The sequence below is a fragment of the Modicisalibacter sp. genome (genome assembly GCF_055145905.1).
The window spans coordinates 14,448-40,438 of record NZ_JBSREH010000037.1; the positions used below are offsets into that span (position 1 = coordinate 14,448).

20 protein-coding genes are annotated in these 25,991 nt (G+C 67.0%); 10 read left to right on the forward strand and 10 right to left on the reverse strand.

Annotated elements, in window-relative coordinates; translation table 11 throughout:
* Positions 1–354 precede the first annotated feature (354 nt).
* Complete coding sequence (gene ilvA, locus ACTCB7_RS11495) at positions 355–2,157, reverse strand: threonine ammonia-lyase, biosynthetic (protein WP_463006781.1); 1,803 nt, start codon at positions 2,155–2,157, stop codon at positions 355–357.
* Here ilvA and rpiA point away from each other — a divergent pair.
* Positions 2,039–2,710 carry a ribose-5-phosphate isomerase RpiA gene (rpiA, locus tag ACTCB7_RS11500; RefSeq protein ID WP_163650203.1) on the forward strand — a complete coding sequence of 224 codons (672 nt, stop codon included), beginning with the start codon at positions 2,039–2,041 and terminating at the stop codon, positions 2,708–2,710. The two genes, ilvA and rpiA, sit on opposite strands and share 119 nt — an antisense overlap.
* Here the strand turns inward: rpiA and waaA are convergent.
* From waaA to ACTCB7_RS11515, 3 genes are read right to left on the reverse strand one after another with little or no spacing between them, the layout of a single operon-like run.
* The gene (waaA, locus tag ACTCB7_RS11505; protein ID WP_463006782.1) at positions 2,698–4,017 is read right to left on the reverse strand and encodes a lipid IV(A) 3-deoxy-D-manno-octulosonic acid transferase; all 1,320 of its coding nucleotides are present in this window, start codon (positions 4,015–4,017) and stop codon (positions 2,698–2,700) included. The two genes, rpiA and waaA, sit on opposite strands and share 13 nt — an antisense overlap.
* Positions 4,018–4,020: 3 nt before the next feature.
* Positions 4,021–5,451: a bifunctional D-glycero-beta-D-manno-heptose-7-phosphate kinase/D-glycero-beta-D-manno-heptose 1-phosphate adenylyltransferase HldE gene (gene hldE, locus ACTCB7_RS11510; RefSeq protein WP_463006783.1), complete on the reverse strand. Its 1,431-nt coding sequence runs from the start codon at positions 5,449–5,451 to the stop codon at positions 4,021–4,023.
* Positions 5,448–6,533 (reverse strand): glycosyltransferase family 9 protein, encoded by a 1,086-nt coding sequence (locus tag ACTCB7_RS11515; protein WP_463006784.1) that lies wholly within the window; start codon positions 6,531–6,533, stop codon positions 5,448–5,450. Before ACTCB7_RS11515 ends, hldE begins: the two co-directional genes overlap by 4 nt.
* On the opposite strand from ACTCB7_RS11515, the gene ACTCB7_RS11520 reads away from it, so the two are divergent.
* A complete protein-coding gene (locus tag ACTCB7_RS11520; RefSeq protein ID WP_463006785.1) occupies positions 6,532–7,263 on the forward strand; it encodes a 3-deoxy-D-manno-octulosonic acid kinase in 732 nt (243 codons plus the stop codon). The genes ACTCB7_RS11515 and ACTCB7_RS11520 overlap by 2 nt on opposite strands.
* Positions 7,264–7,277: 14 nt before the next feature.
* Here ACTCB7_RS11520 and ACTCB7_RS11525 read toward each other — a convergent pair whose 3' ends face one another.
* Complete coding sequence (locus tag ACTCB7_RS11525) at positions 7,278–7,880, reverse strand: YrbL family protein (protein WP_463006786.1); 603 nt, start codon at positions 7,878–7,880, stop codon at positions 7,278–7,280.
* Between the two features lie 358 nt (positions 7,881–8,238).
* Between ACTCB7_RS11525 and ACTCB7_RS11530 the strand changes: the two genes are divergently transcribed.
* Positions 8,239–9,222 (forward strand): glycosyltransferase family 9 protein, encoded by a 984-nt coding sequence (locus tag ACTCB7_RS11530; RefSeq protein WP_224416167.1) that lies wholly within the window; start codon positions 8,239–8,241, stop codon positions 9,220–9,222.
* Positions 9,223–9,337: 115 nt separating this feature from the next.
* Here the strand turns inward: ACTCB7_RS11530 and ACTCB7_RS11535 are convergent, their stop codons facing one another.
* On the reverse strand, positions 9,338–10,387 hold the full coding sequence (locus ACTCB7_RS11535) for a glycosyltransferase (RefSeq protein WP_463006787.1): 1,050 nt from the start codon (positions 10,385–10,387) through the stop codon (positions 9,338–9,340).
* Positions 10,388–10,505: 118 nt separating this feature from the next.
* Here ACTCB7_RS11535 and ACTCB7_RS11540 point away from each other — a divergent pair, with 118 nt between their 5' ends.
* Both ACTCB7_RS11540 and ACTCB7_RS11545 read left to right on the forward strand, forming a co-directional pair.
* Positions 10,506–11,279 carry a glycosyltransferase family 2 protein gene (locus tag ACTCB7_RS11540; RefSeq protein ID WP_224418505.1) on the forward strand — a complete coding sequence of 258 codons (774 nt, stop codon included), beginning with the start codon at positions 10,506–10,508 and terminating at the stop codon, positions 11,277–11,279.
* 74 nt (positions 11,280–11,353) lie between these two features.
* Positions 11,354–12,919 carry a sulfatase-like hydrolase/transferase gene (locus tag ACTCB7_RS11545; RefSeq protein ID WP_224418504.1) on the forward strand — a complete coding sequence of 522 codons (1,566 nt, stop codon included), beginning with the start codon at positions 11,354–11,356 and terminating at the stop codon, positions 12,917–12,919.
* Here ACTCB7_RS11545 and waaF read toward each other — a convergent pair.
* Positions 12,916–13,959 (reverse strand): lipopolysaccharide heptosyltransferase II, encoded by a 1,044-nt coding sequence (gene waaF, locus ACTCB7_RS11550; protein ID WP_224418503.1) that lies wholly within the window; start codon positions 13,957–13,959, stop codon positions 12,916–12,918. The two genes, ACTCB7_RS11545 and waaF, sit on opposite strands and share 4 nt — an antisense overlap.
* On the reverse strand, positions 13,952–14,908 hold the full coding sequence (gene rfaD / locus ACTCB7_RS11555) for an ADP-glyceromanno-heptose 6-epimerase (RefSeq protein ID WP_463006788.1): 957 nt from the start codon (positions 14,906–14,908) through the stop codon (positions 13,952–13,954). The genes waaF and rfaD overlap by 8 nt, the downstream gene beginning before the upstream one ends.
* Before the next feature lie 309 nt (positions 14,909–15,217).
* Between rfaD and glyQ the strand changes: the two genes are divergently transcribed.
* From glyQ to ACTCB7_RS11580, 5 genes are all read left to right on the forward strand, one after another.
* On the forward strand, positions 15,218–16,165 hold the full coding sequence (gene glyQ / locus ACTCB7_RS11560) for a glycine--tRNA ligase subunit alpha (RefSeq protein ID WP_163650189.1): 948 nt from the start codon (positions 15,218–15,220) through the stop codon (positions 16,163–16,165).
* A 2-nt stretch (positions 16,166–16,167) separates the two neighbouring features.
* On the forward strand, positions 16,168–18,234 hold the full coding sequence (gene glyS / locus ACTCB7_RS11565) for a glycine--tRNA ligase subunit beta (RefSeq protein WP_463006789.1): 2,067 nt from the start codon (positions 16,168–16,170) through the stop codon (positions 18,232–18,234).
* A gap of 171 nt (positions 18,235–18,405) precedes the next feature.
* Positions 18,406–18,972 carry a D-glycero-beta-D-manno-heptose 1,7-bisphosphate 7-phosphatase gene (gmhB, locus tag ACTCB7_RS11570; RefSeq protein WP_463006790.1) on the forward strand — a complete coding sequence of 189 codons (567 nt, stop codon included), beginning with the start codon at positions 18,406–18,408 and terminating at the stop codon, positions 18,970–18,972.
* A 12-nt stretch (positions 18,973–18,984) separates the two neighbouring features.
* Positions 18,985–19,863, forward strand: coding sequence for a LysR family transcriptional regulator (locus ACTCB7_RS11575; RefSeq protein WP_463006791.1), 879 nt, complete (start codon positions 18,985–18,987; stop codon positions 19,861–19,863).
* Positions 19,864–19,958: 95 nt separating this feature from the next.
* Positions 19,959–22,331, forward strand: coding sequence for an FdhF/YdeP family oxidoreductase (locus ACTCB7_RS11580; protein ID WP_463006792.1), 2,373 nt, complete (start codon positions 19,959–19,961; stop codon positions 22,329–22,331).
* Positions 22,332–22,443: 112 nt separating this feature from the next.
* On the opposite strand, the gene gyrB is transcribed toward ACTCB7_RS11580, so the two are convergent.
* Entirely contained in the window at positions 22,444–24,864 is a 2,421-nt protein-coding gene (gyrB, locus tag ACTCB7_RS11585; RefSeq protein ID WP_463006793.1) for a DNA topoisomerase (ATP-hydrolyzing) subunit B, read from the reverse strand.
* 19 nt (positions 24,865–24,883) lie between these two features.
* Complete coding sequence (recF, locus tag ACTCB7_RS11590; protein ID WP_163650183.1) at positions 24,884–25,975, reverse strand: DNA replication/repair protein RecF; 1,092 nt, start codon at positions 25,973–25,975, stop codon at positions 24,884–24,886.
* Positions 25,976–25,991 lie beyond the last annotated feature (16 nt).

Genomic DNA, 25,991 nt, shown 5'->3' on the forward strand with positions numbered 1-25,991 from the left:
GCCGGACGGCTTGCCTGAAACGACACAGCCGCCGTGGCGCTGCCACGACGGCTGTGTCGGGTCACGGGGGACCGTATCGGTCAGGTGCCGATCAGCGTCTGTGCATAGCCCGTGGCCACCACCCCGAAACCGAAAATGAGTACCAGTGCCATGACCAGGTCAGGCTTGCGCTTCATGACCGCTCCCCAGGTTGTCGTGTTAACAGCTTATTGTTGAATGATGCGCACGACTATAGGGCTGAGCCATAAGGATGACAAGCCCTTCTCATTCCAGGAAATCGGGAAACCCCGCAAAAGGCGGGGCTTTTGACGTAAGCAAGCACACACACCGGGGAAATGGCCCCGCCTTTGGGCGCTATTCCATGAATAGCCGGTAGGCCACGTTGTCGGTTTCCTTCCAGAAGCGATAGCCGATGCGCTCGAAATACTCCTCGACGTGTGCCCGATCGCCGTTGGGCACCTGCATGCCCACCAGCACGCGCCCGTAGGCGGCACCGTGGTTGCGATAATGGAACAGCGAGATGTTCCAGTCGGCCGGCAGGTGGGTGAGGAAGTTCATCAGCGCGCCGGGACGCTCGGGAAACTCGAAACGGTAGACCTCCTCCTCGAAGTGCTCCTTGGGGCGTCCGCCGCCGAGATGGCGAATATGCAGCTTGGCCAGCTCGTTGTCGGTGAGGTCCTCGACCGGGTAGCCGGCATCGCGCAGCTTGCGGATCACCTCGGCCCGGTCGTCGCCGCCCGGCTTGACCTGTACGCCGACGAAGATATGGGCGTGCTCGAGATCGGCGTAGCGGTAGTTGAACTCGGTGACCATGCGCTTGCCGATGATGCGGCAGAACTTCTTGAAGCTGCCCGGCCGCTCGGGAATCGTCACCGCCAGGATCGCCTCGCGCTGCTCGCCGAGTTCGGTGCGCTCGGCGATGTGCTGCAGGCGATCGAAGTTGGTATTGGCCCCGGAGTTGATGCAGACCAGCGTCTCGCCGGAGGCGCCGGTCTGCTGGATGTACTTCTTGAGCCCGGCCAGCGACAGCGCCCCGGAAGTCTCGGACACGGCGCGGGTGTCCTCGAAGATGTCCTTGACCGCGGCGCACATCTCGTCGGTATTGACGGTGATCACCTCATCGACCAGCCCGCGCAGGATGGCGAAGGGCGCCTCGCCGATCTGGGCGACCGCGACCCCTTCGGCGAACACCCCGACCTGATCGAGCACCACCCGCTCGCCGGCCTCCAGGGCGGCCTTGAGGCAGGCGCTGTCCTCGGACTCGACGCCGATCACCTTGACCTCGGGGCGCAGGTACTTGACGTAGGCGGCGATGCCGGCGATCAGGCCGCCGCCACCCACCGGCACGAAGATCGCATCCAGGCGCCCGGCGTTCTGGCGCAGGATCTCCATGCCCACCGTGCCCTGGCCGGCGATCACGTCGATGTCATCGAAGGGCGGGATGTAGGTGTAACCGTGCTCGGCGATCAGCGTCTGGGCATGTTCCTGCGCCTCGCTGAAGGCGTCCCCCTTGAGCACCACCTTGGCGCCGCGGGCGCGCACCGCCTGGACCTTGATCTCCGGGGTGATGCGCGGCATCACGATCACCGCCTTCACGCCCAGCTGCTTGGCCGCCAGTGCCAGCCCCTGGGCGTGGTTGCCGGCGGAGGCGGCGATCACGCCCTTGGCCTTCTGCGCGTCACTGAGCAGGGCCATCTTGTTGTAGGCGCCGCGCACCTTGAAGGAGAAGACCGGCTGCAGATCCTCGCGCTTGATCAGAATCTGGTTGTCGAGACGGCGGGACAGGAAGGGAGCGGGAGAGAGGGGGGTTTCGCGGGCCGCCTCGTAAACGCGGGCCTGGAGTATCTTCTTGACGGTGTCTTCGAGCATCCTGGTTTCCTGAGAATCGCGCGTCGCGTGGGCCTTGCACCCGGAATGGTGAACATCTATTGGTAGCAGACTAAAGGGGAACTCGTCCAGTTGGCAGCGCCGGCCGTGCCATCCACAGCCGCCGACGGCTCGCCTATAATGGCGCCGCCATCCACCAACGAGCGCCATCATGACCCAGGACGAACTCAAGCAGGCCGTCGCCGACGCCGCCATCGACGAGATCCGCCCGCTGCTCGCCGCCGACACGGTGATCGGTGTCGGCACCGGCTCCACCGCCAACCGCTTCATCGACGCGCTGGCCCGCCTCAAGCACGAATTCCGCGGCGCGGTGGCCAGTTCCGAGGCCACCGCCGAGCGCCTGCGCGGCCACGGCATCGAGGTCTTCGAGCTCAATCATGCCGGGCCGCTGCCCGTCTACGTCGACGGCGCCGACGAGATCAACGCACGCCTGGAGATGATCAAGGGCGGCGGCGCGGCGCTGACCCGCGAGAAGATCGTTGCCGCCTGCGCCGAGCGCTTCGTGTGCATCGCCGATGCCTCCAAGCGGGTCGAGGTGCTGGGCGGCTTCCCGCTGCCCATCGAGGTGATTCCGATGGCCCGCTCCTGCGTGGCCCGGGAACTGGTCAAGCTGGGCATGACGCCGGTCTATCGCGACGGCGTGGTCACCGACAACGGCAACCAGATCCTCGACTGCTACGACGCCCTGTTCGAGGATCCCGCACGGACCGAAGCCGAACTCAACAACCTGGTCGGCGTGGTCACCAACGGGCTGTTCGCGCGGCGTGCCGCGGATGTGCTGCTGCTGGGTACCGCGCAGGGGGTGGAGCGCTACACGCGCTGAGTCTCGCCTTCATCCCCGGCGGGGCCGCGCCCCGCCAGCGCCTGATCGAAGCGAGCACTCACTTCATCCAGTGTCTTCGCCAGGGCGCCACGGTTGGCATCCACCACCGCCCGGCCGGCCTCGCCCAGACGGCGGCGTGCCGTCTCATCGTCGAACAGCGCAAGCAACGCCCCGGCCAGTGCCTCGGCATCGGTGACCTCGCGCCGTGCCCGAGCCTCGGCCAGCGTCGCGGCGATCTCGCGCAGATTGTCCAGATGGGGGCCACTGATCACCGGCGTGCCCACCGCCGCCGGCTCGAGCAGGTTGTGCCCGCCCACCGGCACCAGCGAACCGCCGACGAAGGCCGCGTCGGCGGCGGCGTAGAAGTGCATCAGCTCGCCCATGGTGTCGCCGAGCAGCACGCGGGTCTCGGCGTCGGGCACCTCACCGCATGAGCGACGCGCCACCCGCTCGCCCCGCGCCCGGCACAGCTCGGCCACCGCCTCGAAGCGCTGGGGGTGGCGGGGCACCAGCACCAGCAGCGCCTCGGGATAGCGCCGGCAGACGCGGGCATGCGCCGCCAGCACGGCCTCTTCTTCCCCGGGGTGCGTCGAGCCCGCCACCCATACGAGGCGTCTGCCCCAGGCGGTTCGCAAGCGCTCACTTTCCTCGTGCAGGCGCGCATCGACCTGCAGGTCGAACTTGAGGGCGCCGGTCACCTCGACGCGCGCCTCGGGACAGCCCAGCGCCCGGAAGCGCTCGGCATCGGCCGCTGCCTTGGCGCCGATCCAGTCGACGTGACGCAGCATGTCGCGACTCAGCGTGGCGAAGCGCCGATAGGTGCGAAAGGCGCCGTCGCTGAGCCGGCCGTTGGCGATCAGCACCGGCACCCCGTGCCGGGCGCAGGCCCCGATCAGGTTAGGCCACAGCTCGGTCTCGGCGATGATCGCCAGGGTCGGCGCCAGCCGCGCGATGAAGCGCCGCGTGGCGCCGGGGAAGTCCAGCGGCAGAAAGTGATGACTCACTTCGTTGCCGAACAGCGATTCGACACGCGCCGCCCCGGTCGCCGTCATGGTGGTGACGACCAGTTCGGCCTCGGGGTGGCGCTTCAACAGCCCCCGGATCAGGGGGGCGGCGGTGACCACCTCGCCCACCGAGGCGGCATGCACCCACAGCCGCGGCCCGGCCGGGCGCGCCGGGATCAGGCCGAGCCGCTCGCCCCGCGGGCGAGTGGGCACCGACTCACGCCAGACCCGCCGCCAGATCAGGGGCGAGGCCAGATACAGGGCGCCGTCGTAGGCGGCGCGGACCCAGTCGGCACGGCGCACGGCTCAGCGCTCGCGATCGAGGATGGTGCCGATCATGGCGGTGGTCGAGACGCCGTCCTCGAAGCCCAGCACACGCACCTCGCCGCCGTTGGCGATGACCGCCTCGCCCCCGGCGATCTCGTCGGGGCGATAGTCGCCGCCCTTGACCAGCACATCGGGCAGCACCTCGCCGATCAGCGCGGCCGGGGTGTCCTCGCCGAAGGGCACCACCCAGTCGACCGCCTGCAGCCCGGCCAGCACCTGCATGCGCCGCTCGAGCGGGTTGATCGGCCGGCGCGGCCCCTTGAGGCGTGCCACGGAGGCGTCGTCGTTGACCGCCACGATCAGCCGGTCGCCGAGCGCACGGGCCTGCTCGAGATAGGCGACATGCCCGGCATGCAGGATATCGAAGCAGCCGTTGGTCATGACCACCCGCTCGCCGCGGGCCTGGGCGGCGCGCACTGCCTCGCGCAGCGCCGCGGGCTGGATGGCCCCGAACTCGGCGAGCTTGTCGCCGTGCAGGGCGGTGTAGAGTTCGGCGATCGACAGCGTCGCGGTGCCCGGCTTGGCCACCACCAGCCCGGCGGCCAGGTTGGCCAGCGTCATCGCCTCGGGGAAGGCGTGGCCGGCGGCCAGCGCCAGGCCCAGCACGCCGATCACGGTGTCGCCGGCGCCGGTGACATCGAAGACCCCGCGCGCCCGGGTCGGCAGGTGGAGCGGCGCGTGATCGGCGCGGATCAGGGTCATGCCCTTCTCGCTGCGGGTGATCAGCAGCGCCTCGAGGTCGAGCTCGGCGCGCAGCCGCTCGCCCTTCTCGGCCAGTTCGGCCTCGTCCCGGCAGGGACCCACGATCGCCTCGAACTCGCCGAGGTTGGGGGTGATCACGCTGGCACCGCGATACTTGCGAAAATCACTGCCCTTGGGATCGACCAGCACGCGCTTGCCGGCGGCGCGGACCATGGCGATCAGCGCCTCGACGCGGCCGAGCGTGCCCTTGCCGTAGTCGGAGAGGATGACCAGGTCGGTGTCCGCCAGCGCGGCCTCGACGCGGGCCAGCAGCTCCGTGGTGTCGACCTCGCCCAGGGACTCCTCGAAGTCCAGGCGGATCAGCTGCTGGTTGCGACTCATCACCCGCAGCTTGGTAATGGTGGGAATCTCGGCGCTGTGCTGGAAGTGAGCCTTCACATCGCATGTGTCGAGGCAGCGCGTCAACAGGCGGGCGTTGTCATCGTCGCCGACCAGGCCGGCCAGCGCCGCATGCCCCCCCAGCGAGGCGATGTTGAGGGCCACGTTGGCCGCGCCGCCGGGGCGATCCTCGGCCTCGCCGACCCGCACCACCGGCACCGGCGCTTCCGGCGAGATGCGCGAGGTGCCGCCATGCCAGTAGCGGTCGAGCATCACGTCGCCCACCACCAGCAGGCGGGCCTGTTCCAGGGCGGTCAGATCGAGCTTCATCGGGCAACTCCGGCAGCAGGGTCGGCGGACGTCAGCAGCGCATCGATGCGTGCCGTCACGTCCTCGGTACGGATCAGGGCCATGGCATCGGGGTGGCGCACCCGCTGCCCCCAGGGGACCGCCTCCGGCGACTTGTGCAGGAAGCTGCGCACGGCATCCGGATAGCGGTTGACCACGGCGTCCCGCCAGCAGTAGGGCGCCGCGCGGTCCGGGTTGGTGGTGGCGTAGAGGCCGACGGTGGGCCGGCCCAGGGCATTGGCCATGTGTACCGGCCCCGAGTCCGGCGCGATCACCAGCCGAGCGTGGTCGATCAGCGCCAGCAGGCCCTTCAGCGAGCTGCCGCCGATGGCGTCGATCACGGCCTCGGCGTCGACCAGGGCGCGGATGCGCTCGCCCATCTCGCGCTCCTGGGCGCTGCCGCCGCCGGTCAGCACGCTCTTGAGGCCATACCGTGACCACAGGTGCTCGATCACGCCGGCGTAGCCCTCGGCCGACCAGTTGCGGAAATTGCGCAGCCGCGGGTTGGCGCAGGGGCTGATCAACGCATAGTCGACTTCGCCGGTGATGCGCCGCGCCTCGCTCCGCGCCTCCTCGGGAATCGGCAGGTCCCAGCGGGGGCGCGTATCCTCGACGCCGAGCAGCCGCGCGAAGTCCATGAACGACTCCAGCACATGGGCCCGGTCGCGCGGCGCGATCTGACGATGCGTGAACCAGTGCTGGGCATCCTTGGCCCGTGCCTTGTCGTACCCCACCCGGACATCGGCCTTGAGCCCCAGCGACAGCACGCTGGCGCGCAGCGCCTGCTGCATGTGCAACAGCACGTCGAAGCGGGTATCGGCGAGCTGGCGCCAGATCGCCCGCATCCCGGCCAGCCCGGTCGACTTGTCGTAGACGACGAACTCGACCCCGGAAAGGCCGGTCAGTAGACTGTGCTCCCCCTTGCCGATGATCCAGGTGATCCGGACATCGGGCCACTGGCGCTGCAGGGCACGCACGGTGGGCACCAGGTTGCAGACATCGCCCAGCGCGGAGAGTCGCAGTATCGCGATATGCGCGGGTCGGGCAGGCAGAGGATGCTTCATGCGGTTGGCAACGTTTCAGATGGGAAAAGATTTCATCTTACATGATGCCGGCATTCTATGGGACGCCGAGCGGCCGCCACAAATCAGCCCGGCCTGGTTCAGCAGCGCCTTCTGGAAGGCGCGCGACGCCATTGTCGGCCAGGCGCCGGGCCGCGGCGCCAGCCTGTTCATCGATGCCACGGCGGTGGGCGTGACCGATGAGACCTGGGTGCTGCGACCGTACCGTCGTGGCGGTCAGGCCGCGCGCTTCAGCGAGGACCACTACCTGTGGAACGGGGCCGAGCGCTCCCGTGCCTTCCGCGAACTGCGCCTGACCGCGACGCTACACGAACGCGGCTTGCCGGTCCCCCGACCGGTAGCGGCCTGGACCCACCGTCACCGCATCAGCTACCGCGCCGCCTTGCTGACGGTAAAGCTTCCCGGCGCCCGTGCCCTGGCCGACTGCCTGGCCGATGCCGACCCGGCGCTGCTCGAGCGCGTCGGCGCTACCATCCGTCGCTTCCATGACGCCGGGCTCGACCATGTCGATCTCAACGCCCGCAACCTGCTGATTACCCCCGACGAGCGCATCTGGCTGATCGACCTCGACCGCTGCCGACTGCGCCGTCCCGGCGGCTGGCAAGAACGCAATCTGAAGCGGCTGGAACGGTCGATCGGAAAGTTTTCGACGACCGCGGCCGACGACATGGCCGCCGTCGCCAGGGGGTATCGCGCCGCCTCGCCAGCGTGAGGCCGGCCCGGCCATCAGGCGGCGAGGGCGGTGCGGGTCCGGCGCTCGAAGCGCCGCCACTGGCGATTCACCTTGCGGCGCCCCAGGAAGGAGACGTGCGACGCCAGCTTGATGAAGTCCCGGTCGCCGATGCCATCCACGACATAGAGGTGCAGCCCCTCCCCGTCGGCCTCCGCGAGGATGTTGCTGATGTGCAGATCGCTGCTGAAGATGCGGTTGCGAAGCAGGTAGTCATGCAGTTCCCGGAAGGCCGGTCGCAGCTCGTCCAGCGAGACCTGCCGATGCGCCAGCAGGGCCTCCACGCTGGGCAGCGGCCGCTGCCAGTCATCCTGAAGCAGGTCGAAGACCAGCCCCGGCCCGCGGTCCGTGGTGACCCAGCCGTGACAGCGCGGCAGGTGCGACCAGTCGACCCGGCGCCTGGCCAGGGTGCGGAAGTACGCAAAGTCCTTGGCATTCTGGTGCTTCAGGTTCTGCCTGCGATGCGTCACCTTGATGCACAGATCCGTCCTGTCCGGGTGGCGATAACACTCCCTTTCCGTTCCCCGGCCGACGAGCAGGCCATCGTGCAGGGTCAGCTCGCCACGATCTCCTTGCGGCGTCCGGCACATCTCAAGCATAGCGATCCCTCAACGTCAGGACGTGACAGATCGCTAAATCTTAAGACAGCCTTAAGAAAAATTAAAGGTAGCAGACTAAATAAATCGGCAGACCGACAGGCCGAGCCACTCGCGGTACCGCTCGTCGGCCTCGTCGGCAAGATCAGAGAGCTTCTTACACAGCCTCAAGGTCGAGGCAATCCATGGCAAACAGTTCGCGGCCCGATGGGTAAGATCAGATCGTCCGCATCCCGAGCAGCCGGTCGACTTATCGTAGACAATGAACTCGACCCCGGATCGGTCTATTAGTAGACTATCATCCCCCCCCCTATTTTTAAGCGATTCAAAGTAACTGCGAAAGCTGCAAGAAACATAACTTATGAGCGATTTTATGAAAAATGTGATTGGAATTTTTATCCGAAGCCGCCCTTTCTTTGGCTCTCAAATCACAACCTTACCCGCACTCTACTACCTAAAAAAAACCTACAACAATAACCCTATAAATTTATTCAGCAGATACGAGCTATCTTGGTTTTATGAGCAATGCCCATGGGTCGAAAGCTTCAGTTTTTCCAAAAACATACTCAGCGACTTGAGAGTTTTTCCAAAAAATTGTCATTTGCTAGTCTCTTTCCAACCATCTTCAGAAAGCCAGTCCATTGTAAAATTCATAAAGAGGCCTTCAGAAGCAATTGGATTCAAGCGAAAACAAGGAATATTTAGTCCATCATGGGACTTTGAGATACCTTTTAACGATAGTGAATATCGTGCTTCCCACTATCTTCGCCTTGTTAGCAAAAACAAACTAGACAAAAACTCAACTGAATTACCCCAACATCTTTCAGCTCCTTTTCATGAACTGGCAAAACACTCCAAGTATCCTATAAGCTATACTCCTTCGAGTACACGCATCGCTATAATGCCAGGAGGTGGAGCCGGAAACTTCAAGAAATGGGGATTGAAGAACTACTTAGAGCTTATAAATGCCATACGGGAAAACCATGGATCCGACATTATCTTTGACATTATCCTTGGGCCAAGTGAAACGGAAGAATTAAGCACTCTTAAAAAACAAAAAGCTAATTACATAAATCTTCACCACAACCTATCCCTTCCTGACCTCAGCAAAGTTGTGAATTTCTCACAACTTGTCATTGCGAATGACTGCGGCCCATCACATATTGCCCAATGCCTATCAAAACCTTATATAGGAATTTACGACAAACTTAAGCCAGAATGGATTTTTCAACACGCCGACTCAAAAATACTCACTCCCCCAACCGACAGCGCCCCTATATCATCCATTTCGGTAGAAACTGTTAAAGCTCATTTCTCAAACATGATATCACGCCTCTATAATTAAACCTGCACCTAGTCTCATAGAATACCCCAATGCTTTAATAACAGAGCCAGTGCTTTACCTGATTTATCAGAGGGGTGGAAAATCGTCAAAGCATCATCCAAGTGAACAGGCACTCTCAGGATCGGGCCACCCTCTCATACCGGAAAAGATAAGCGGCCGCCATCTGACGCGGGCTGAAGGCCTCCGCGCGGCGTCGCCCCCCGGCCGCGAGCTCGCGCCTCAGGGCGTTGTCATCATGGAGTCGCGCCAGGGCCTGCGCCAGGGCCTCGGCGTCAGCCGCCTCGACCAGCAGGCCGGTTTCCCCGTCCGTGACCAGATCGGGGATTCCGCCGACGCGGGAGGCGACGACAGGCACCTCGCAGGCCATCACGTCCAGCAGCACCGATCCCAGCCCCTCGTTGCGCGAGGGGAAGGCGAACACGTCGAAACCGGCGATGTAGTCGACGACGTTGTCCTTGAAGCCCAGCCAGAACACGTTGTCCTGATCGCGGGATTCCGCCTGCAGCGCCTCGCCGTCCGCCCCGGCGCCCAGGAACACGAAGGCCATGTCGGGACAGCGTGTCTCGAGCCGGCGAGCCGCTTCCAGCAGCACACGCTGTCCCTTGTGGCGGTCGACCAGCGCCCCGGCGTGGCCGACGAGGAAGAGGCCGGCTTTCCGGCGGCCGGCGAATGACTCGCGGAAGGCCCGCGTCCTGGCCGGATCCGGCACCGGATCGGAATGGGCGCTGGGGATCCGCTCGACCGGCCCCCAGCCACGGGCGACCAGCTGCGCCTGGATGACCCGGGAGATCGCGACCCGACTGGCGGCGTGCCGATAGCTCCAGCGGTTGAGGGGCCTGTCGCCCACCGGCGTGTCCACCCGTCGCGTGATGACATAGGGCACCCGGCGCAGGCACCAGTGCAGCCAGGCCCAGTGGACAGCCTTGGCTTCATGAGCATGCACCACGTCCACCCGGCCGACGGCGCCATGCCCCGCCAGCTGATGTTCCGCCGTGACGACGCTCACGCCGCTCGCATCGGCCAGCCTGTCACGCAGCGGCGAGTCCCGCCGACACACCAGGATCTGCTCGAGGTCGTCGCGGGCCGCCAGCGCCTCGATCAGCAGCAGCGTCTGTCGCTCCCCGCCACGAAAGCCCTTGGCCAGATTCACATGCAGGATCTTCAAGACGTTACCCAGCGCGTGTCAGTTGCTATCATCGGAACGCGCCGGCCGGCCCGCCGCCCGGCGCGTTTCCGCATTCGGTCCACGGTCAGCGACCGCCCACGATTCCCGAGACGTCGTCATGCAACCCATCACCGGTATCGTCATCACGCTCAACGAGGCCGACAACATCGTCGACTGCCTGCGCTCGCTCAAGCGGGTGTGCGACGAGCTGATCGTCGTCGACTCGCTCAGCGAGGATAACACGGTCGCCCTGGCCGAGGCGGAAGGCGCCACGGTGATCGCCCAGGCCTATCTGGGCGACGGGCCGCAGAAGGCCCACGGGGTGCCGTTCGCGCGCCACGACTGGATCCTGGCGCTGGATGCCGACGAGCGTCTGGATGACGACGCCGTCGCCCTGATCGAGCGCCTGGCGCTCGACGACCCGAACACGGCCTATGCCTTCCGCCGCAAGAACTACGTGGGGAAACACTGGATCCGCGCCGCCGGCTTCTACCCGGACGCCGTGACCCGGCTGTACAACCGCACCACCGCCGGCTACCTGCCCAAGAAGGCGCACTCGTCGGTCCGGGCGCCCCGCGTCGAGACGACCCGGGCCCATCTGCATCACTTCACCTACACCGACCTGTCCCACTGGATCCGGCGCATCGACGCGCTCTCGAGTCGCGACGCCTGGGCGATGAAGGAACGCGGCGTCGCGCCTTCGGCCGTCCGCCCGGCACTGCATGCCGGCATCGCCGCCCTGCGCAAGTTCCTGCTCAAGGGCGGCATCCTCCAGGGCAGCGACGGCATGCTGGTGACGCTGACCACCGCCTTTCGCACCTACATGAAGTACGCCAAGCTCAACGAGCTCCACGAGAACGAGAAGGCGCCCTCCAGCGGCGATGCGCCGTGACCCTGCCGCGCCGGTTATGACAGCCGGGCGACGCGCTTGCTAACCTGACGACATTGCCTGAAAGGATTCTCGCGATGTCGATTCGATTGCCGGCCCGCCGCTGGTGGGCGCTGGGCTATCTGGGGCTGTGCATCGGTTACACGGCGACCACGGCCCTGGCCCTGCACCATGCATGGACGCTGGCGGCTCTCCTGCTCTGGCTGGGGCTGGCCTGGCTGTTCCGCTGGGGGGACCCGCCCCACGCCCGCCGGGCCGCGAAAGCCTGGCCCTGGTCATTGCTGCCGCTGGCATTGTGGTGGATCTACCTGTATCTGGCCGATACCTTCGGCAAGGTCGATGTCGGTGCGGTGGTCTTTCACCTCCAGGCCGGCATCGGGGAGAACGGCAGCGGTGAGCGCATCATCGCCGCCGTGATCTACACGCTGGCCGGGCTGGCGATGCTGGGAGCCGTTACCTGGCTGGTCCGCGCGGATCACCGCTGGCGCCTGCTGGAGCGGCCGCTGGTGCTCTTCCTGCTGGCTTTCAATCCCTTGCTGTTCGGCCTCACCCTCCAGGGGGCCTCGATCGTCGCCGACGACGGCGCCTGGCTGGAACGGCGCTACACGCCGCCGCGTATCGCCGCGAGCCCCGCCGACCCGCCCGACCTGATCTATCTCTACCTGGAAAGCACCGAAGCCACCTATGCGGACCGCGCACGCTTCGGCGACGCCTACGCCGACCTGCGCGCCCTCGGTGAGTCGGGTCTGGTCTTCCACGGTATCCGCCAGCTCGACAACACCGGCTGGACGATGGCGGGGATGATCGCCAGCCAGTGCGGTACACCGCTGATGCCGGCCGGACTGATGCATGACAGCCAGTTCGAGCCACTGGAGCATGTCGTGCCGGGCGTCGACTGCCTGGGCGACCTGCTCGACGACCAGGGATACCACCTGACCTTCATGGGCGGCGCGAGCAACCAGTTCGCCGGCAAGGGGTTGTACTATCGCGAGCACGGCTTCGATACCGTGCTCGGCCGTGACACGCTGCGCCGCCAGTTGGCCGACCCCGACTACCTCAACAGCTGGGGGCTCTACGACGACTCGCTGCTCGACCTGGTCATCGAGCGGGTCCGTGACCTGAAGGCGCAACCGCAGCCCTTCGGCCTGTTCAGCATCACGCTCTCCGCCCATCCTCCCTACGGCCACCCTGCCCGCGCCTGCCGCGAACGTCAGGGCACCTTCGACGGCGAGGACATCCTCTACTCGGTGAAATGCACGGGCTGGCTGGCGCGACGCTTCGTCGAGCGGCTGCGCCGCGAGGGGCTGCTCGACAACACCCTGGTGGTGGTGGCCAGCGATCACCTGTCGATGAAGAACTCCGCCTGGCAGTCGCTGATCGCCGGCCCCCGGGAAAACACCCTGATGCTGTTCGGCGACGGCATCCGCCCGGGTACGATTCGCCGCGAAGCCTCGATGGTCGACGTGCTGCCCACCCTGCTCGAGGCGATGGGCTTCACGGTACCGACCCATCGGGCCGGCCTGGGTGCCTCGCTGCTGTCCCCGGCTCGCACCCTGGTCGAGCGCCACGGCGTCGAGCCGCTCAACGAGCGCCTGCGCGCGGAGCGAGCCCTGCAGGAACGCCTGTGGACAAGCGGGGATTAAGCGCCCCCTGCCGGCCGGGCCAGGGGATCGATGGCCCGCAGCACCCGCGCCGGGCGAATATGATGCAGGCAGTTGGTATGGCCCAGCGGGCAGGTCCGCTGAAAACAGGGCGAGCAGTCCAGCGCCAGGTAGTGGATCTCGGCGTTGCCGGTGAGCGGCGGCGTGTAATCGGGCGATGACGAGCCGTAGATCGCCTGGATCCGCGTGCCGACGGCGGCGGCGACATGCATTAGGCCGGAGTCGTTGGTCACCACCTGCTCGCAGGCGGCCAGCAGATCCACGGCGTCGACCAGCCGGGTGCGACCACAGAGGTTGACGACGTGATCGAGCCCCTGAGCGATGGCATCGCCGTCCTCGGCGTCCTTGGGGCCGCCCAGCACCCACACGGCATAGCCCGCCGCAGTCAGCGACTCGGCAAGTTCGCGGAAATACGCGAGCGGCCACTGCTTGGCGGGCCCATACTCGGCGCCCGGCATCAGGCCGATCGTCGGCCGACCCTCGCCCAGTGCCAGTGTCTCGCACAGCCGCTGCTGGTTGTCGGGGTCGACCCGCAGGCGGGGGGCGGGGATCGGGAAGTCACCCTCTCCCGCCTCGCTGGCCTCGCGCCCCAGCGAAACGAAGCGCTTGACGGTCTGGTCGAGCACACGCTTGTCGAGCTTGCGACGCTCGGTGAGCAGCACCACGCGCTGTTCTCCGGTGAAGCCGACACGCGCGGGGATCCGCGCCAGAAACGGCACCAGCGCCGACTTCCACGAGCGCGGCAGGACGATCGCCCGGTCGAAGCGCCCCTTCAGCGAGCGGGCAACGTCACGGCGTGTCGCCCAGCCGAACTCGCCGTGCCCGACGTCGAGGGCGATCGCCTCGTCGACCTCGGGCATGCGCTCGAGAATCGGCAGCGACCAGCCCGGCGCCAGCACGCCGAGCCGGGCGCCGGGGTGACGCTGCTTGAGCGTGATGAACAGGCTCTGCGCCATGACCATGTCGCCGACCCAGGACGGGCCGACGACCAGCAGGCGTGGCGGCACGCGGGGATCAGCCATTCAGCTGGTCCAGATAGGCCCGAACGCCTTCGCGCACGGTCCTGAACTCGGCCGTGTAGCCGGCCTCGCGCAAGCGCGTGATGTCGGCGCGCGTGTAGCTCTGGTAGCGGCCCTTGAGCCCCTCGGGGAAGTCGATGTACTCGATTTCGCCCTTGCCGTAGTAGTCGATCACCGTCTCGGCGATCGCCTTGAAGGGCTCGGCACGGCCGGTCCCCAGGTTGAAGACGCCGGAGACCTCGGGATGCTCGAGGAACCACAGATTGACGTCGACCACATCGCCCACGTAGACGAAGTCACGGCTCTGCATGCCGGCCTCGTAGCCGTCCCAGGCCCCGAACAGCTTCGGATTCTCGCCCGCCTGTACCTGAGTGTGATGATGGAAGGCCACGCTGGCCATCTTGCCCTTGTGCTGCTCGCGGGGGCCGTAGACGTTGAAGTAGCGGAAACCCACCACCTGGCTGGTGAAGTCGTCCCAGCGGGCCCGCACGTACTGGTCGAAGAGCAGCTTGGAGTAACCGTAGACGTTGAGCGGCTTCTCGTGCTCCGGCGCCTCGACGAACACTTCGCTGCCGCCGTAGGTGGCCGCCGACGACGCATACAGGAAAGGGATGCGCTTGTGCTGGCAGTAGTTCAGCAGCACCTTGGAATACTCGAAGTTGTTGTCGAGCATGAACTTGCCGTCCCACTCGGTGGTGTCCGAGCAGGCGCCCTCGTGAAAGATCGCCTCGATCGGCGGCAGGCTGGCGGGCTCGCCGCGCAGCTCGGCCTTCACCCGCGCCAGGAAATCGTCCTTGTCGAGGTAGTCCCCCAGGGTGCAGTCGGCCAGATTGACGAACTGGGTGCCGTCCGTCAGGTCGTCGACCACCAGCACGTCGTCGTGGCCGCGCGCGTTGAGCGCCTTCACCAGATTGGCGCCGATGAAGCCGGCGCCGCCCGTCACTACGATCATTTCAGCAATCCTCTGTGGCATGAGCGTCCCGCGCGAACCGTCCAGCTCGGTCAGGGCTATCGCGGAAAGCGGTATCCTTGTCCCTCAGGGCTGATCCGTCGGCAGACCTGCGAGGAGGCGCTATGAACCCGTCCTTGGGCGCTACCGACGCCATCCATGGCGTCGAACCTCCTCTTCGGTCTGCCCCCGGCGCCCCTCGCCATGAACCACGGGGATGGCTCTGGCAATTCGGCACGGTGCCTATAACCGATTAACCGCTAATTGTATACTTGGCGGTTCGTGAATTCATGGGCCAACGGTGACCCTCAAATGACACAGTCGACGCCAGACGTGACAACCTTTCAGGGCCTGATCCTGGCCCTGCAGCAGTACTGGGCCGAACAGGGCTGCGTGATCATGCAGCCGCTGGACATGGAAGTCGGGGCCGGCACCTTCCATCCGGCCACCTTCCTGCGCTCGATCGGCCCCGAGACCTGGAACGCCGCCTACGTGCAGCCCTCGCGCCGCCCCACCGACGGCCGCTACGGCGAGAACCCCAACCGCCTGCAGCACTACTACCAGTTCCAGGTGGTGATGAAGCCCTCCCCGGCCGACCTGCAGGCGCTGTATCTCGGCTCGCTCGAGCGCCTGGGCCTCGACCCGCTGGTCCACGACATCCGCTTCGTCGAGGATAACTGGGAGTCCCCCACCCTCGGCGCCTGGGGACTGGGCTGGGAAGTCTGGCTCAACGGCATGGAGGTGACCCAGTTCACCTACTTCCAGCAGGCCGGCGGCATCGAATGCTACCCGGTCACCGGCGAACTGACCTACGGCCTGGAACGCATCGCCATGTACCTGCAGGACGTCGACAGCGTCTACGACCTGGTGTGGACGCTCGCCCCCGACGGCACCCGGGTCACCTACGGCGACGTCTACCTGCAGAACGAGAAGGAACAGTCGACCTACAACTTCGAGCATGCCGACGTGCCGGCGCTGTTCGCCAGCTTCGACCACCTCGAGAGCGAGTGCAGCAAGCTGATCGCGGCCAACCTGCCGCTGCCGGCCTACGAGATGGTTCTCAAGGCCTCGCACACCTTCAACCTGCTGGACGCCCGTCACGCCATCTCGGTCACCGAGCGCCAGCGCTACATCCTGCGCGTGCGCACCATGGCCCGTGACGTCGCCCACGCCTATTACGAATCACGCAAGGCTGCCGGCTTCCCCATGGCGCCGGAGGCCCTTCGCCGCGAACTGCTAGCCGAACAGGGAGACGCTTGAGCATGGCTTCCAATACCCTACTGGTCGAACTGGGCGTCGAGGAACTGCCGCCGGGTGCCATCGATGCCCTGGCCGACGGCCTGGCCGACGGCCTCGTCGCCGGGCTGCGCGAGGCGGAAGTTTCCTTCGGCGACGTCCGGGCCTACGCCACGCCGCGTCGCCTGGCCGTGCAGATTCGCGAGCTGGCCGACAAGCAGCCCGACCGTGAGATCGAGCGTCGCGGCCCGGCGCTGGCCGCGGCCTTCAAGGACGGCCAGCCGACCAGGGCCGCCGAGGGCTTCGCGCGCTCCTGCGGCGTCACGGTGGATGAGCTGATCCACCTGGAAACCGACAAGGGCACCTGGCTGGGCCATCGTTACGAGCAGCCGGGCGAGGCGGTCAGCGCCCTGCTGCCGGCGATCCTCGAGCGTGCCGTCGCCGGCCTGCCGGTACCCAAGAACATGCGCTGGGGCGCCTCGCGCATCGAGTTCTCGCGGCCCGTGCACTGGCTGGTCACGCTCTACGGCAGCGACGTGGTCGCGGCCGAGGTGCTGGGGCTCGAGGCCGGCCGCGAGACGCGTGGCCATCGCTTTCATGCGCCGGAGCCAATCGTCCTGGAACACGCCGACGACTACCTTCCGACCCTCGAGGACGCCTATGTGCTGGCCGACCGCCGGGTCCGCCGCGAGCGCATCCGCGAGCAGGTGCTGGCCGAGGCCGAGGTCCAGGACGCCACCGCGGTCATCGACCCGGCGCTGCTCGACGAGGTCAGCGGCCTGGTGGAATGGCCGGTGGCACTGACCGGCAGCTTCGACGACCGCTTCCTCGAGGTGCCGGCGGAATGCCTGATCTCGTCGATGAAGGCCAACCAGAAGTACTTCCACCTGCTGGACGCCGACGGCAAGCTCAAGCCGCTGTTCATCACCATTTCGAACATCGACAGCCGTGACCCGCAGCAGGTCATCGAAGGCAACGAGAAGGTGATTCGCCCACGCCTGGCCGACGCCGCCTTCTTCTACGAGACCGACCTTCGCCACAGCCTGGTCTCGCGCCGCGAGGGGCTGGGCAGCGTGGTCTTCCAGCAGCAGCTGGGCACGCTGGCCGACAAGGCTGACCGCAGCGAGGCGACGGCCCGCTTCATCGCCGAACGCATCGCCGGCGACGCCGAGCACGCCGGCCGCGCCGCCCAGCTGGCCAAGTGCGACCTGGTCAGCGAGATGGTCCTCGAGTTCCCCGAGCTGCAGGGCATCATGGGCTGCTACTATGCGCGCCACGACGGCGAGCCCGAGGAGGTCGCCCAGGCGCTGCACGAGCAGTACCTGCCGCGCTTCGCCAGCGACGCCGTGCCGGCCACCAAAACCGGACTGGCCCTGGCCCTGGCCGACCGCCTCGATACCCTGACCGGCATCTTCGGCATCGGGGCGCGCCCCACCGGGGCCAAGGACCCGTTCGCCCTGCGCCGGGCCGCGATCGGCGTGCTCAATATCCTGATCAAGGCCGAGCTCGACCTGGATCTGCGCGAGCTGCTCGAGGAGGCCGCCGCCCAGCACCGCCACCTGCCCAAGGCCGAGGGACTGGTCGACACGGTGCTCGAGTACATGCTCGACCGCTTCCGGGCCTGGACCCAGGACGAAGGCATCCCCGTCGAGGTCTACCTCGCCGTGCGCTCGCGCCCGGTCACCCGGCCGCTGGATTTCGCCCGCCGCATCCATGCCGTCAGCGCCTTCAGCCACCGCGAGGAAGCCGCCGCCCTGGCCGCCGCCAACAAGCGCGTGTCCAACATCCTCGCCAAGCAGGCCGACGATGTCGCCGAAGAGGTCGATGCCACCCTGCTCGAATCCGATGCCGAGCGCGCCCTGGCCGACGCCCTGGCCGCCCGTCGCCGCGAGGTCGCGCCGCTGATCGCCGAGGCCCGCTACAGCGAGGCTCTCGATGCATTGGCGGCGCTGCGCGAGCCGGTGGACACCTTCTTCGACGAGGTTATGGTCATGGCCGACGATCAGGCGGTGCGCCGCAATCGCCTGGCGCTGCTGGCCGACCTGCAGGGGCTGTTCCTCGAAGTCGCCGATATCGCCGAGCTGCCGCAGTAAGCCTGCGGCTCATCTGCCACCCGAAACGCCGGTGCCGATGCACCGGCGTTTTTCGTTGGCGCGGGTTCCGCGATGTTTCACGTGAAACATCATCCCGCCTCTCGAGACCCGTCGCCCGTTGTTTCACGTGAAACACCCGCCTACACTGGCCTTTTGCGTCAGGTGCGCCCCATGACCGACAAGCTCGTCATCCTCGATCGCGACGGCGTCATCAACCACGACTCCGACGCCTACATCAAGTCGGCCGACGAATTCCGGCCCTATCCGCAGGCCGTCGACGCCATCGTCCGGCTCTGCCACGCCGGCTTTCAGGTCGCCATGGCCACCAACCAGTCGGGGCTCGCCCGCGGCTACTTCGACCGGGCCACGCTGGAGGCCATGCACTGCCGGCTGCAGCAGCGCCTCGCCGAGCGCGGCGCCAGGCTCGCCCACATCGCCGTCTGCCCGCATGGCCCGGACGACGGCTGCGACTGCCGCAAGCCCCGCCCCGGCCTGCTGGAAGACATTCGCCACTCGCTCGGCCTGCGCTCGCTGAAGGGCGCCTGGATGGTCGGCGACAGCCTGCGCGACATCGAGGCCGGCCGTGCCGCGGGATGTCGCGTGGCGCTGGTACGCACCGGCAAGGGCCGACGGACTCTCGAGCACCATGCCGAGGCGCTCGCCGACGTGTCCGTGCACGATGATCTCGCGGCCTTCGTCGAGGCCCTGCTGACCGGCCGCACCACCCGGGCGAGCTGATCCGGAGCACGCATGGACCATCGTCAGCTGACCTTCCTGGTCGCCCTCGCCCGGGAGCGACATTTCGGCCGCGCCGCCGAGGCCTGTCACGTCACGCAGCCGACGCTCTCGGCCCGCCTGCAGCAGCTCGAGGAGGAGCTGGGCACGCCGCTGATTCGACGCAGCCGCCGCTTCGAGGGACTGACACCCGAGGGCCAGCGGGTGCTCGCCCATGCCCACCGCATCCTCGACGAATTCGATGCCCTGCGTGCCGACGTCGGCCCCGACACCGCGCCTAGCGGCTGCCTGAGCCTGGGCGTGATCCCCACGGCACTGTATGCCCTCGACGCACGGCTGCCGGCGCTGCGCCGCGCCTTTCCCCGGCTGCGCCTTCACGTTCGCGAACTGGCCACGCCGGCCCTCGCCCAGGGGCTCGAGGACGGCTCGCTGGATCTGGTGCTGGGCTACACCGACGCCCCGGCCATGGCCGGCTACGCGCACCACGAACTCTACCGCGAGCAGCCCGCCCTGATTGCCTCTCAGGCCCATTTCACCCTGCCCGAGGCCCCCCACTGGCAGGCGCTCGGCCAGTGGCCGCTGTGCCTGCTGACGCCGGAGATGGAGCATCGCAAGCGGCTCGAGACACGGCTGGCCGAACACGGCATCGCGGTGGCCCCGGTCGTCGAGGCCAATTCGATCGCCACCCTGGAAGCCATGCTGCAGGCCGGCGTCGGTGCCAGCGTGCTGCCGGCGCACTTCGCCGAACGCGCCACCAGCCCGGCGCCATTGATCGCCCGCCGCCTGCCCGGCGACGGGGATCGCATCGGCCTGCTGTGGCACGCCAGCCGTGCGCCCAGCCGGCGTCTTCAGGCTGCCCTGTCGCTGTGGCAGGCCGACGCCGAGACGGCATGATCGGCGGCGTCTATCGTCTCATCCGTCAGAACAATTGGTCGCCGACGCGGGATCGCCGTAAGCTGAAAGGCTGAACCGACTGCCGGAGCTTGCCCATGAGCGACTCGTCCCTGCCGACCGACGACACCCTTCCCCAGGCCGACCCGCGAAAGACCCGCCATCCGCGCATCGCTTCCTATCCCGGCCCCGCCGGCGGCTGGGGCGCGCTGAAGAGCGTCGGCCGCCACCTGTTGCACAACCAGTCGCCGCTCAAGGGCAGCCGCTCCCTGTTGGCCACCAATCAGCCCGAAGGATTCGACTGCCCGGGCTGCGCCTGGGGCGACCCCAATCACGAATCCTCCTTCGAGTTCTGCGAGAACGGCGTCAAGGCCGTGGCCTGGGAGACCACCGCCAAACGAGTCACCCGGCGCTTCTTCGCGCAGCACACGGTCAGCGAGCTGCGAGATTGGGACGACTTCCGCCTCGAGGACCAGGGCCGGCTCACCGAACCGATGCGCTACGATGCGGGCAGCGACCGTTATCAGCCCATCGACTGGGATGACGCCTTCGCCCTGATCGCCGAACAGTTAGCCGCCATCGATCCCGACCGCGCGCTGTTCTACACCTCCGGTCGGGCCAGCAACGAGGCGGCCTACCTCTACCAGCTGTTCGCCCGGGTCTACGGCACCAACAACCTGCCGGACTGCTCCAACATGTGCCACGAGGCCAGCGGGCTGGGCATGACGGCCGGCCTCGGCGTCGGCAAGGGCACGGTGTCGCTGGCGGACTTCGAACACGCCGACGCCATCTTCGTCTTCGGCCAGAACCCCGGTACCAACCACCCCCGCATGCTCGGCGACCTGCGCCGCGCCGCCGAACGCGGCGCGGCGATCGTCACCTTCAACCCGCTGCGCGAGCGGGGGCTGGAGCGCTTCGCCGATCCGCAGAACAAGCGCGAAATGCTGTTCGGCGGCAGCCACCGGATCAGCTCGCACTATTTCCAGCCCAAGCTGGGCGGTGACATGGCCGCGGTGCGCGGCATCGCCAAGGCGCTGTTCGCGATGATCGACGACGGCGATTACACGCCCGACCATGCCTTCCTCGACAGCCTGACCGAGGGCCTGGACGCCTGGCGAGCCCGGGTGAAAGCCACCGACTGGTCGCGCATCGAGGCCCAGTCCGGCCTGAGCCGCGACGACCTCACCCGCGCCGCGTCGGTCTATGCGCAATCCCGGCGCGTCATCGCCACCTGGGCGATGGGCATCACCCAGCACGTGCATTCGGTCGACACCGTGCGCGAGATCGTCAATCTGCTGCTGCTGGGCGGCCACGTGGGCCGCGAAGGCGCCGGACTGTGCCCGGTTCGCGGCCATTCCAACGTCCAGGGCAACCGCACCGTGGGCATCGACGAGAAGGCCCCGGGCTGGCTGATCGACGCCCTCGAGGCCCGCTACGGCCTGACCCTGCCGCGCCGCCCGGGGCACAACACGGTGTCGGCGATCGGCGCCCTGGAAAGGGGCAAGGCGAACGTATTCATCGCTCTGGGTGGCAACTTCGCCCGCGCAACGCCGGACACTCCGCGCACCGAGGCGGCACTGGGCCGGACCCGGCTCAACGTGCAGATCAGCACCAAGCTCAATCGCAGCCACCTGATGATCGGCGAGGAGGCACTGATCCTGCCCTGCCTGGGACGCAGCGAGTTCGATCGTCAGGGTCCAGACGGCGACGTGCAGGCGGTCAGCGTCGAGGATTCCATGTCGATGGTGCACGCCAGCCGGGGGCGCATGGAGCCGGCCTCGGCGGCGCTGCGCTCGGAGCCGGCGATCGTCGCCGGCATCGCCGAAGCGACCCTCGCCCTCACGCATACCCTGCGTGAGGCGACCGGCCAAGCCCTCGACTGGCGGGGCTGGGTCGACGACTACGATCGTATCCGCGCGGAAATCGAAGCGGTGATTCCCGGCTTCGAGGCGTTCAACGCTCGTCTGCGTCGGCATCGGGGGTTCGCCCTCGACAACCCGGCCCGGCAGCGGCGCTTCGTCACGCCCTCGGGCAAGGCGGTCTTCTCGAACGCCGAGCTGCCCGACGCGGTGATGCACCAGCGGCTTCATGAGCGTCGCGATGCGGGCTGGCTGACGCTGCAGACCCTGCGCAGTCACGACCAGTACAACACCACGGTCTACGGTTACGACGATCGCTATCGGGGCGTTCACGGCCAGCGCCGGGTGCTGTTCATCAACGCCGAGGACCTCGAGCGCCTGGGGCTGCGTGATGGCGACTGGGTGGATCTGGTCGGCGAATCGCATGGAGATCGCGAACGCCGGGCGGACGCCTTCCGCCTGGTCAGCTACGCCATCCCGGCCGGCTGCTGTGCGGCCTACTACCCCGAGACCAACCCGCTGGTGCCGCTGGAAAGCGTCGGCATCGGCTCCGACACGCCGACCTCCAAGGCGGTGGCGATCCGACTCGAGCCCAGCCGCCGCCTCGCCTGACGACATCGCCAACCGTACTTACGAAAACGCCCCGGCCGAAGCTTTCGACCGGGGCGTTTTCCGGACGGCATGTTTCACGTGAAACATGCCGACGGGCGGTGGACTCTCGGGGTCAGACGTCGAGGTTGGCGACCAGCGCGTTCTTCTCGATGAAGTCGCGACGCGGCTCCACCTCATCCCCCATCAGGGTGTTGAACATCATGTCCGCGGCCACCGCGTCCTCGATGGAAACGCGCAGCATGCGCCGGGTCTCGGGGTCCATGGTGGTTTCCCACAGCTGCTCGGGGTTCATCTCGCCCAGCCCCTTGTAGCGCTGGATCGAGAAGCCGCGCTGCGCCTCGCCCATCAGCCACTCGAGGGCCTCGTAGAAGGTGGTCACGGTGCGGCGGCGCTCGCCGCGGGCCACATGGGCGCCCTCGCCCAGCAGGCCGTTGAGGGTCTCGCCCAGCGCCGCCATCCGGCGGTAGTCGGCACTGCGGAAGAAGTCGGCTCCCCACAGATACTCGGTGGTGACGCCGTGCGCGGTCAGCGCCACGCCGGGCAGCAGCAGGCCCCGCTCGCTGTCCTCGTGCAGCTGGAAGACGTAGCGCGGGCCACCTTCGTAGTCAACCAGGGCATCCATCTCCGCCTGCAGGAAGGCGATCCAGTTCTCCATGGTGACGCGATCGCGCAGGCTGTCCTCGCCGTCGAGCGTCGCGGCGTGGACGATCTTGCGCAGCACCTCGCTGGGATACACCCGGGACAGGCGATCGATGCGCTTCATCACGTCGCGGTACTGGGTGACCAGCGCCTCGAGGCGTTCGCCGCTGATGCCCGGGGCGTCGGCATTGACGTGCAGACTGGCCCCGTCCAGCGCGGTGGTGGTCAGGTAGTCGAGCAGCGCCTGCTCGTCCTTGAGGTACATCTCCTGCTTGCCGCGCTTGATCTTGTACAGCGGCGGCTGGGCGATGAACACGTGGCCACGCTCGATCAGCTCGGGCATCTGCCGGAAGAAGAACGTCAGCAACAGCGTGCGGATGTGCGAGCCGTCGACGTCGGCGTCGGTCATGATGATGATCGAGTGGTAGCGCAGCTTGTCCGGGTTGAACTCCTCGCGCCCGATGCCGCAGCCCAGGGCGGTGATCAGGGTGCCGACCTCCGCCGAGGAGAGCATCTTGTCGAAGCGCGCCTTCTCGACGTTGAGGATCTTGCCCTTGAGCGGCAGGATCGCCTGGGTCCGGCGATCGCGGCCCTGCTTGGCGCTGCCGCCCGCCGAGTCGCCCTCCACGAGATACAGCTCGGACAGGCTCGGGTCCTTCTCCTGGCAGTCGGCCAGCTTGCCGGGCAGCCCGGCGATGTCCAGCGCTCCCTTGCGGCGCGTCATCTCGCGGGCCTTGCGCGCCGCCTCGCGGGCACGGGCGGCGTCGATCATCTTGTTGACGATCGACTTGGCCTCGTTGGGACGCTCGACCAGGTAGTCGGAAAACTCGCGGCCCAGCTCCTGCTCCACCGCCGTCTTCACCTCGGAGGAAACCAGCTTGTCCTTGGTCTGCGAGGAGAACTTGGGATCCGGCACCTTGACCGAGATGATCGCCGTCAGCCCCTCGCGGGCGTCATCGCCAGAGGTGCTGACCTTGGCCTTCTTGCTCAGCCCTTCCGCCTCGATGTAGTGGTTGAGGGTCCGGGTCAGGGCCGCGCGGAAGCCGGCCAGGTGGGTGCCGCCGTCGCGCTGGGGGATGTTGTTGGTGTAGCAGAAGATGTTCTCGGCGAAGGTGTCGTTCCACTGCATCGCCACCTCGACGACGATGCCGTCGGGCCGCTGGGCCTCGAAGTGGAACACCGGGTTGAGCGTGCTCTTGTTGGTGTTCAGGTGGTCGACGAAGGCCCGCAGGCCGCCCTCGTAGTGGAACAGCTCCTCCTTGCCGCTGCGCTCGTCGGTCAGGCGGATCGCCACGCCGGAATTCAGGAACGACAGCTCGCGCAGGCGCCGGGCGAGGATGTCGTAGTGAAACTCGATGTTGGCGAAGGTCTCGCCGGACGGCCGGAAGTGCACCCGCGAGCCGCTCTGCTGTGTCTCGCCCACCACCGCCAGTGGCGCATCCGGCACGCCGTGATGGTAGAGCTGCTCGTGCACCTTGCCGGCACGCCAGATGGTCAGCTTGAGCTCCTCGGACAGGGCGTTGACCACCGATACCCCGACCCCGTGGAGCCCACCGGAGACCTTGTAGGAGTTGTCGTCGAACTTGCCGCCGGCATGCAGCACGGTCATGATGACTTCCGCGGCGGAAACCCCCTCCTCGCTGTGGATGTCGGTGGGAATCCCGCGGCCGTTGTCGCTGACCGTGACCGACTCATCGGGATGGATGATCACGCGGATCTCGCTGCAGTAGCCCGCCAGCGCTTCGTCGATGGAGTTGTCCACCAACTCGAACACCATATGATGCAGGCCGGTGCCGTCATCGGTGTCGCCGATGTACATGCCGGGCCGCTTGCGCACGGCATCCAGCCCCTTGAGGACCTTGATGCTCGATGAGTCGTAAGCCTGTTCGCTCATTGACTACTCCGTCGTGAAGTCATGTTCCGTGTGCTGTCAGTCGGCCCTGTTTCACGTGAAACATCGCCATGGCCGTGCCCGGTTGCCACGCCTCCACCAGCGCATCGGGATCGACGCTGGTGATGAAGACCTGGCACTGCATGCGTGCCAGCCAGTGGCAGAAGAGGCGGCGATGGGCGGCGTCCAGCTCGGCCGGCAGGTCGTCGATCAGGTAGACGCAGGTCCGTCCCGTGCACTGCTCGAGCAGCCGCCCCTGAGCCAGCTTCAGCGCGCTGACCACGAGCTTCTGCTGCCCTCGGGAGAGCACTTCGACCGCCGGGCGGCGGTCGACCCGGATGCGCAGGTCGGCGCGCTGCGGTCCCTGCTGGGTGAAGCCCATCTGCCGATCCGTCGTCCGGCCCTGCGCGAGCAGCTCGGCGAGATCGCGCTGGCGATCCCAGCCGCGGTGGTAGCGCAGCAACAGGCCCGGCAGGGGCAGCAGCTCGGCCAGCGTGGCCTCGAAGACCGGCAGGAAGTCCGCCATGTAGGCACTGCGCAGCGCATCCAGCCGCTCGCTCCAGTGCACCAGCTCCCGTTCCCAGACGGCCAGCGACTGGGCGTCCATTCTATCATGCCTGAGCAGGGCGTTCCGATGTTTCAGTGCCCGGCGCATGCGCCGCCAGGCCTCGAGAAAGTCATGTTTCACGTGAAACACGCCCCAGTCGAGAAACTCGCGACGCGCCGCCGGCGAACCTTCCAGAAGACGGAAGGCATCGGGGTTGATCAGCTGCAGGGGCAGCGCTTCGACGAGCTGGGCGACCCGTCCCACCCGCTCACCGGCCATGCGCATCTCCAGTTCCGCCTGCTGGCGGTGACGCCGCACCCCCAGGGGCACGGGCGGATCGCCCGCCAGCCGCCCGTGCAGGGTGACGCTGTCATGGTCGTGATGGATGGCGTGCTTGAGCTGCTGAGTGCGAAACGAACGGCCCATGCCGAGGATGTGAATACCCTCGAGCAGGCTGGTCTTGCCGCTGCCGTTGTCGCCGCTGATCAGGTTGACGGTGGCCGAGGGTCGCATCTCCAGCGACGCCAGATTGCGCAGGCCCTGAAACGAGAGGCGATCGAGAGGCATCGAGGATTCCAGGAGC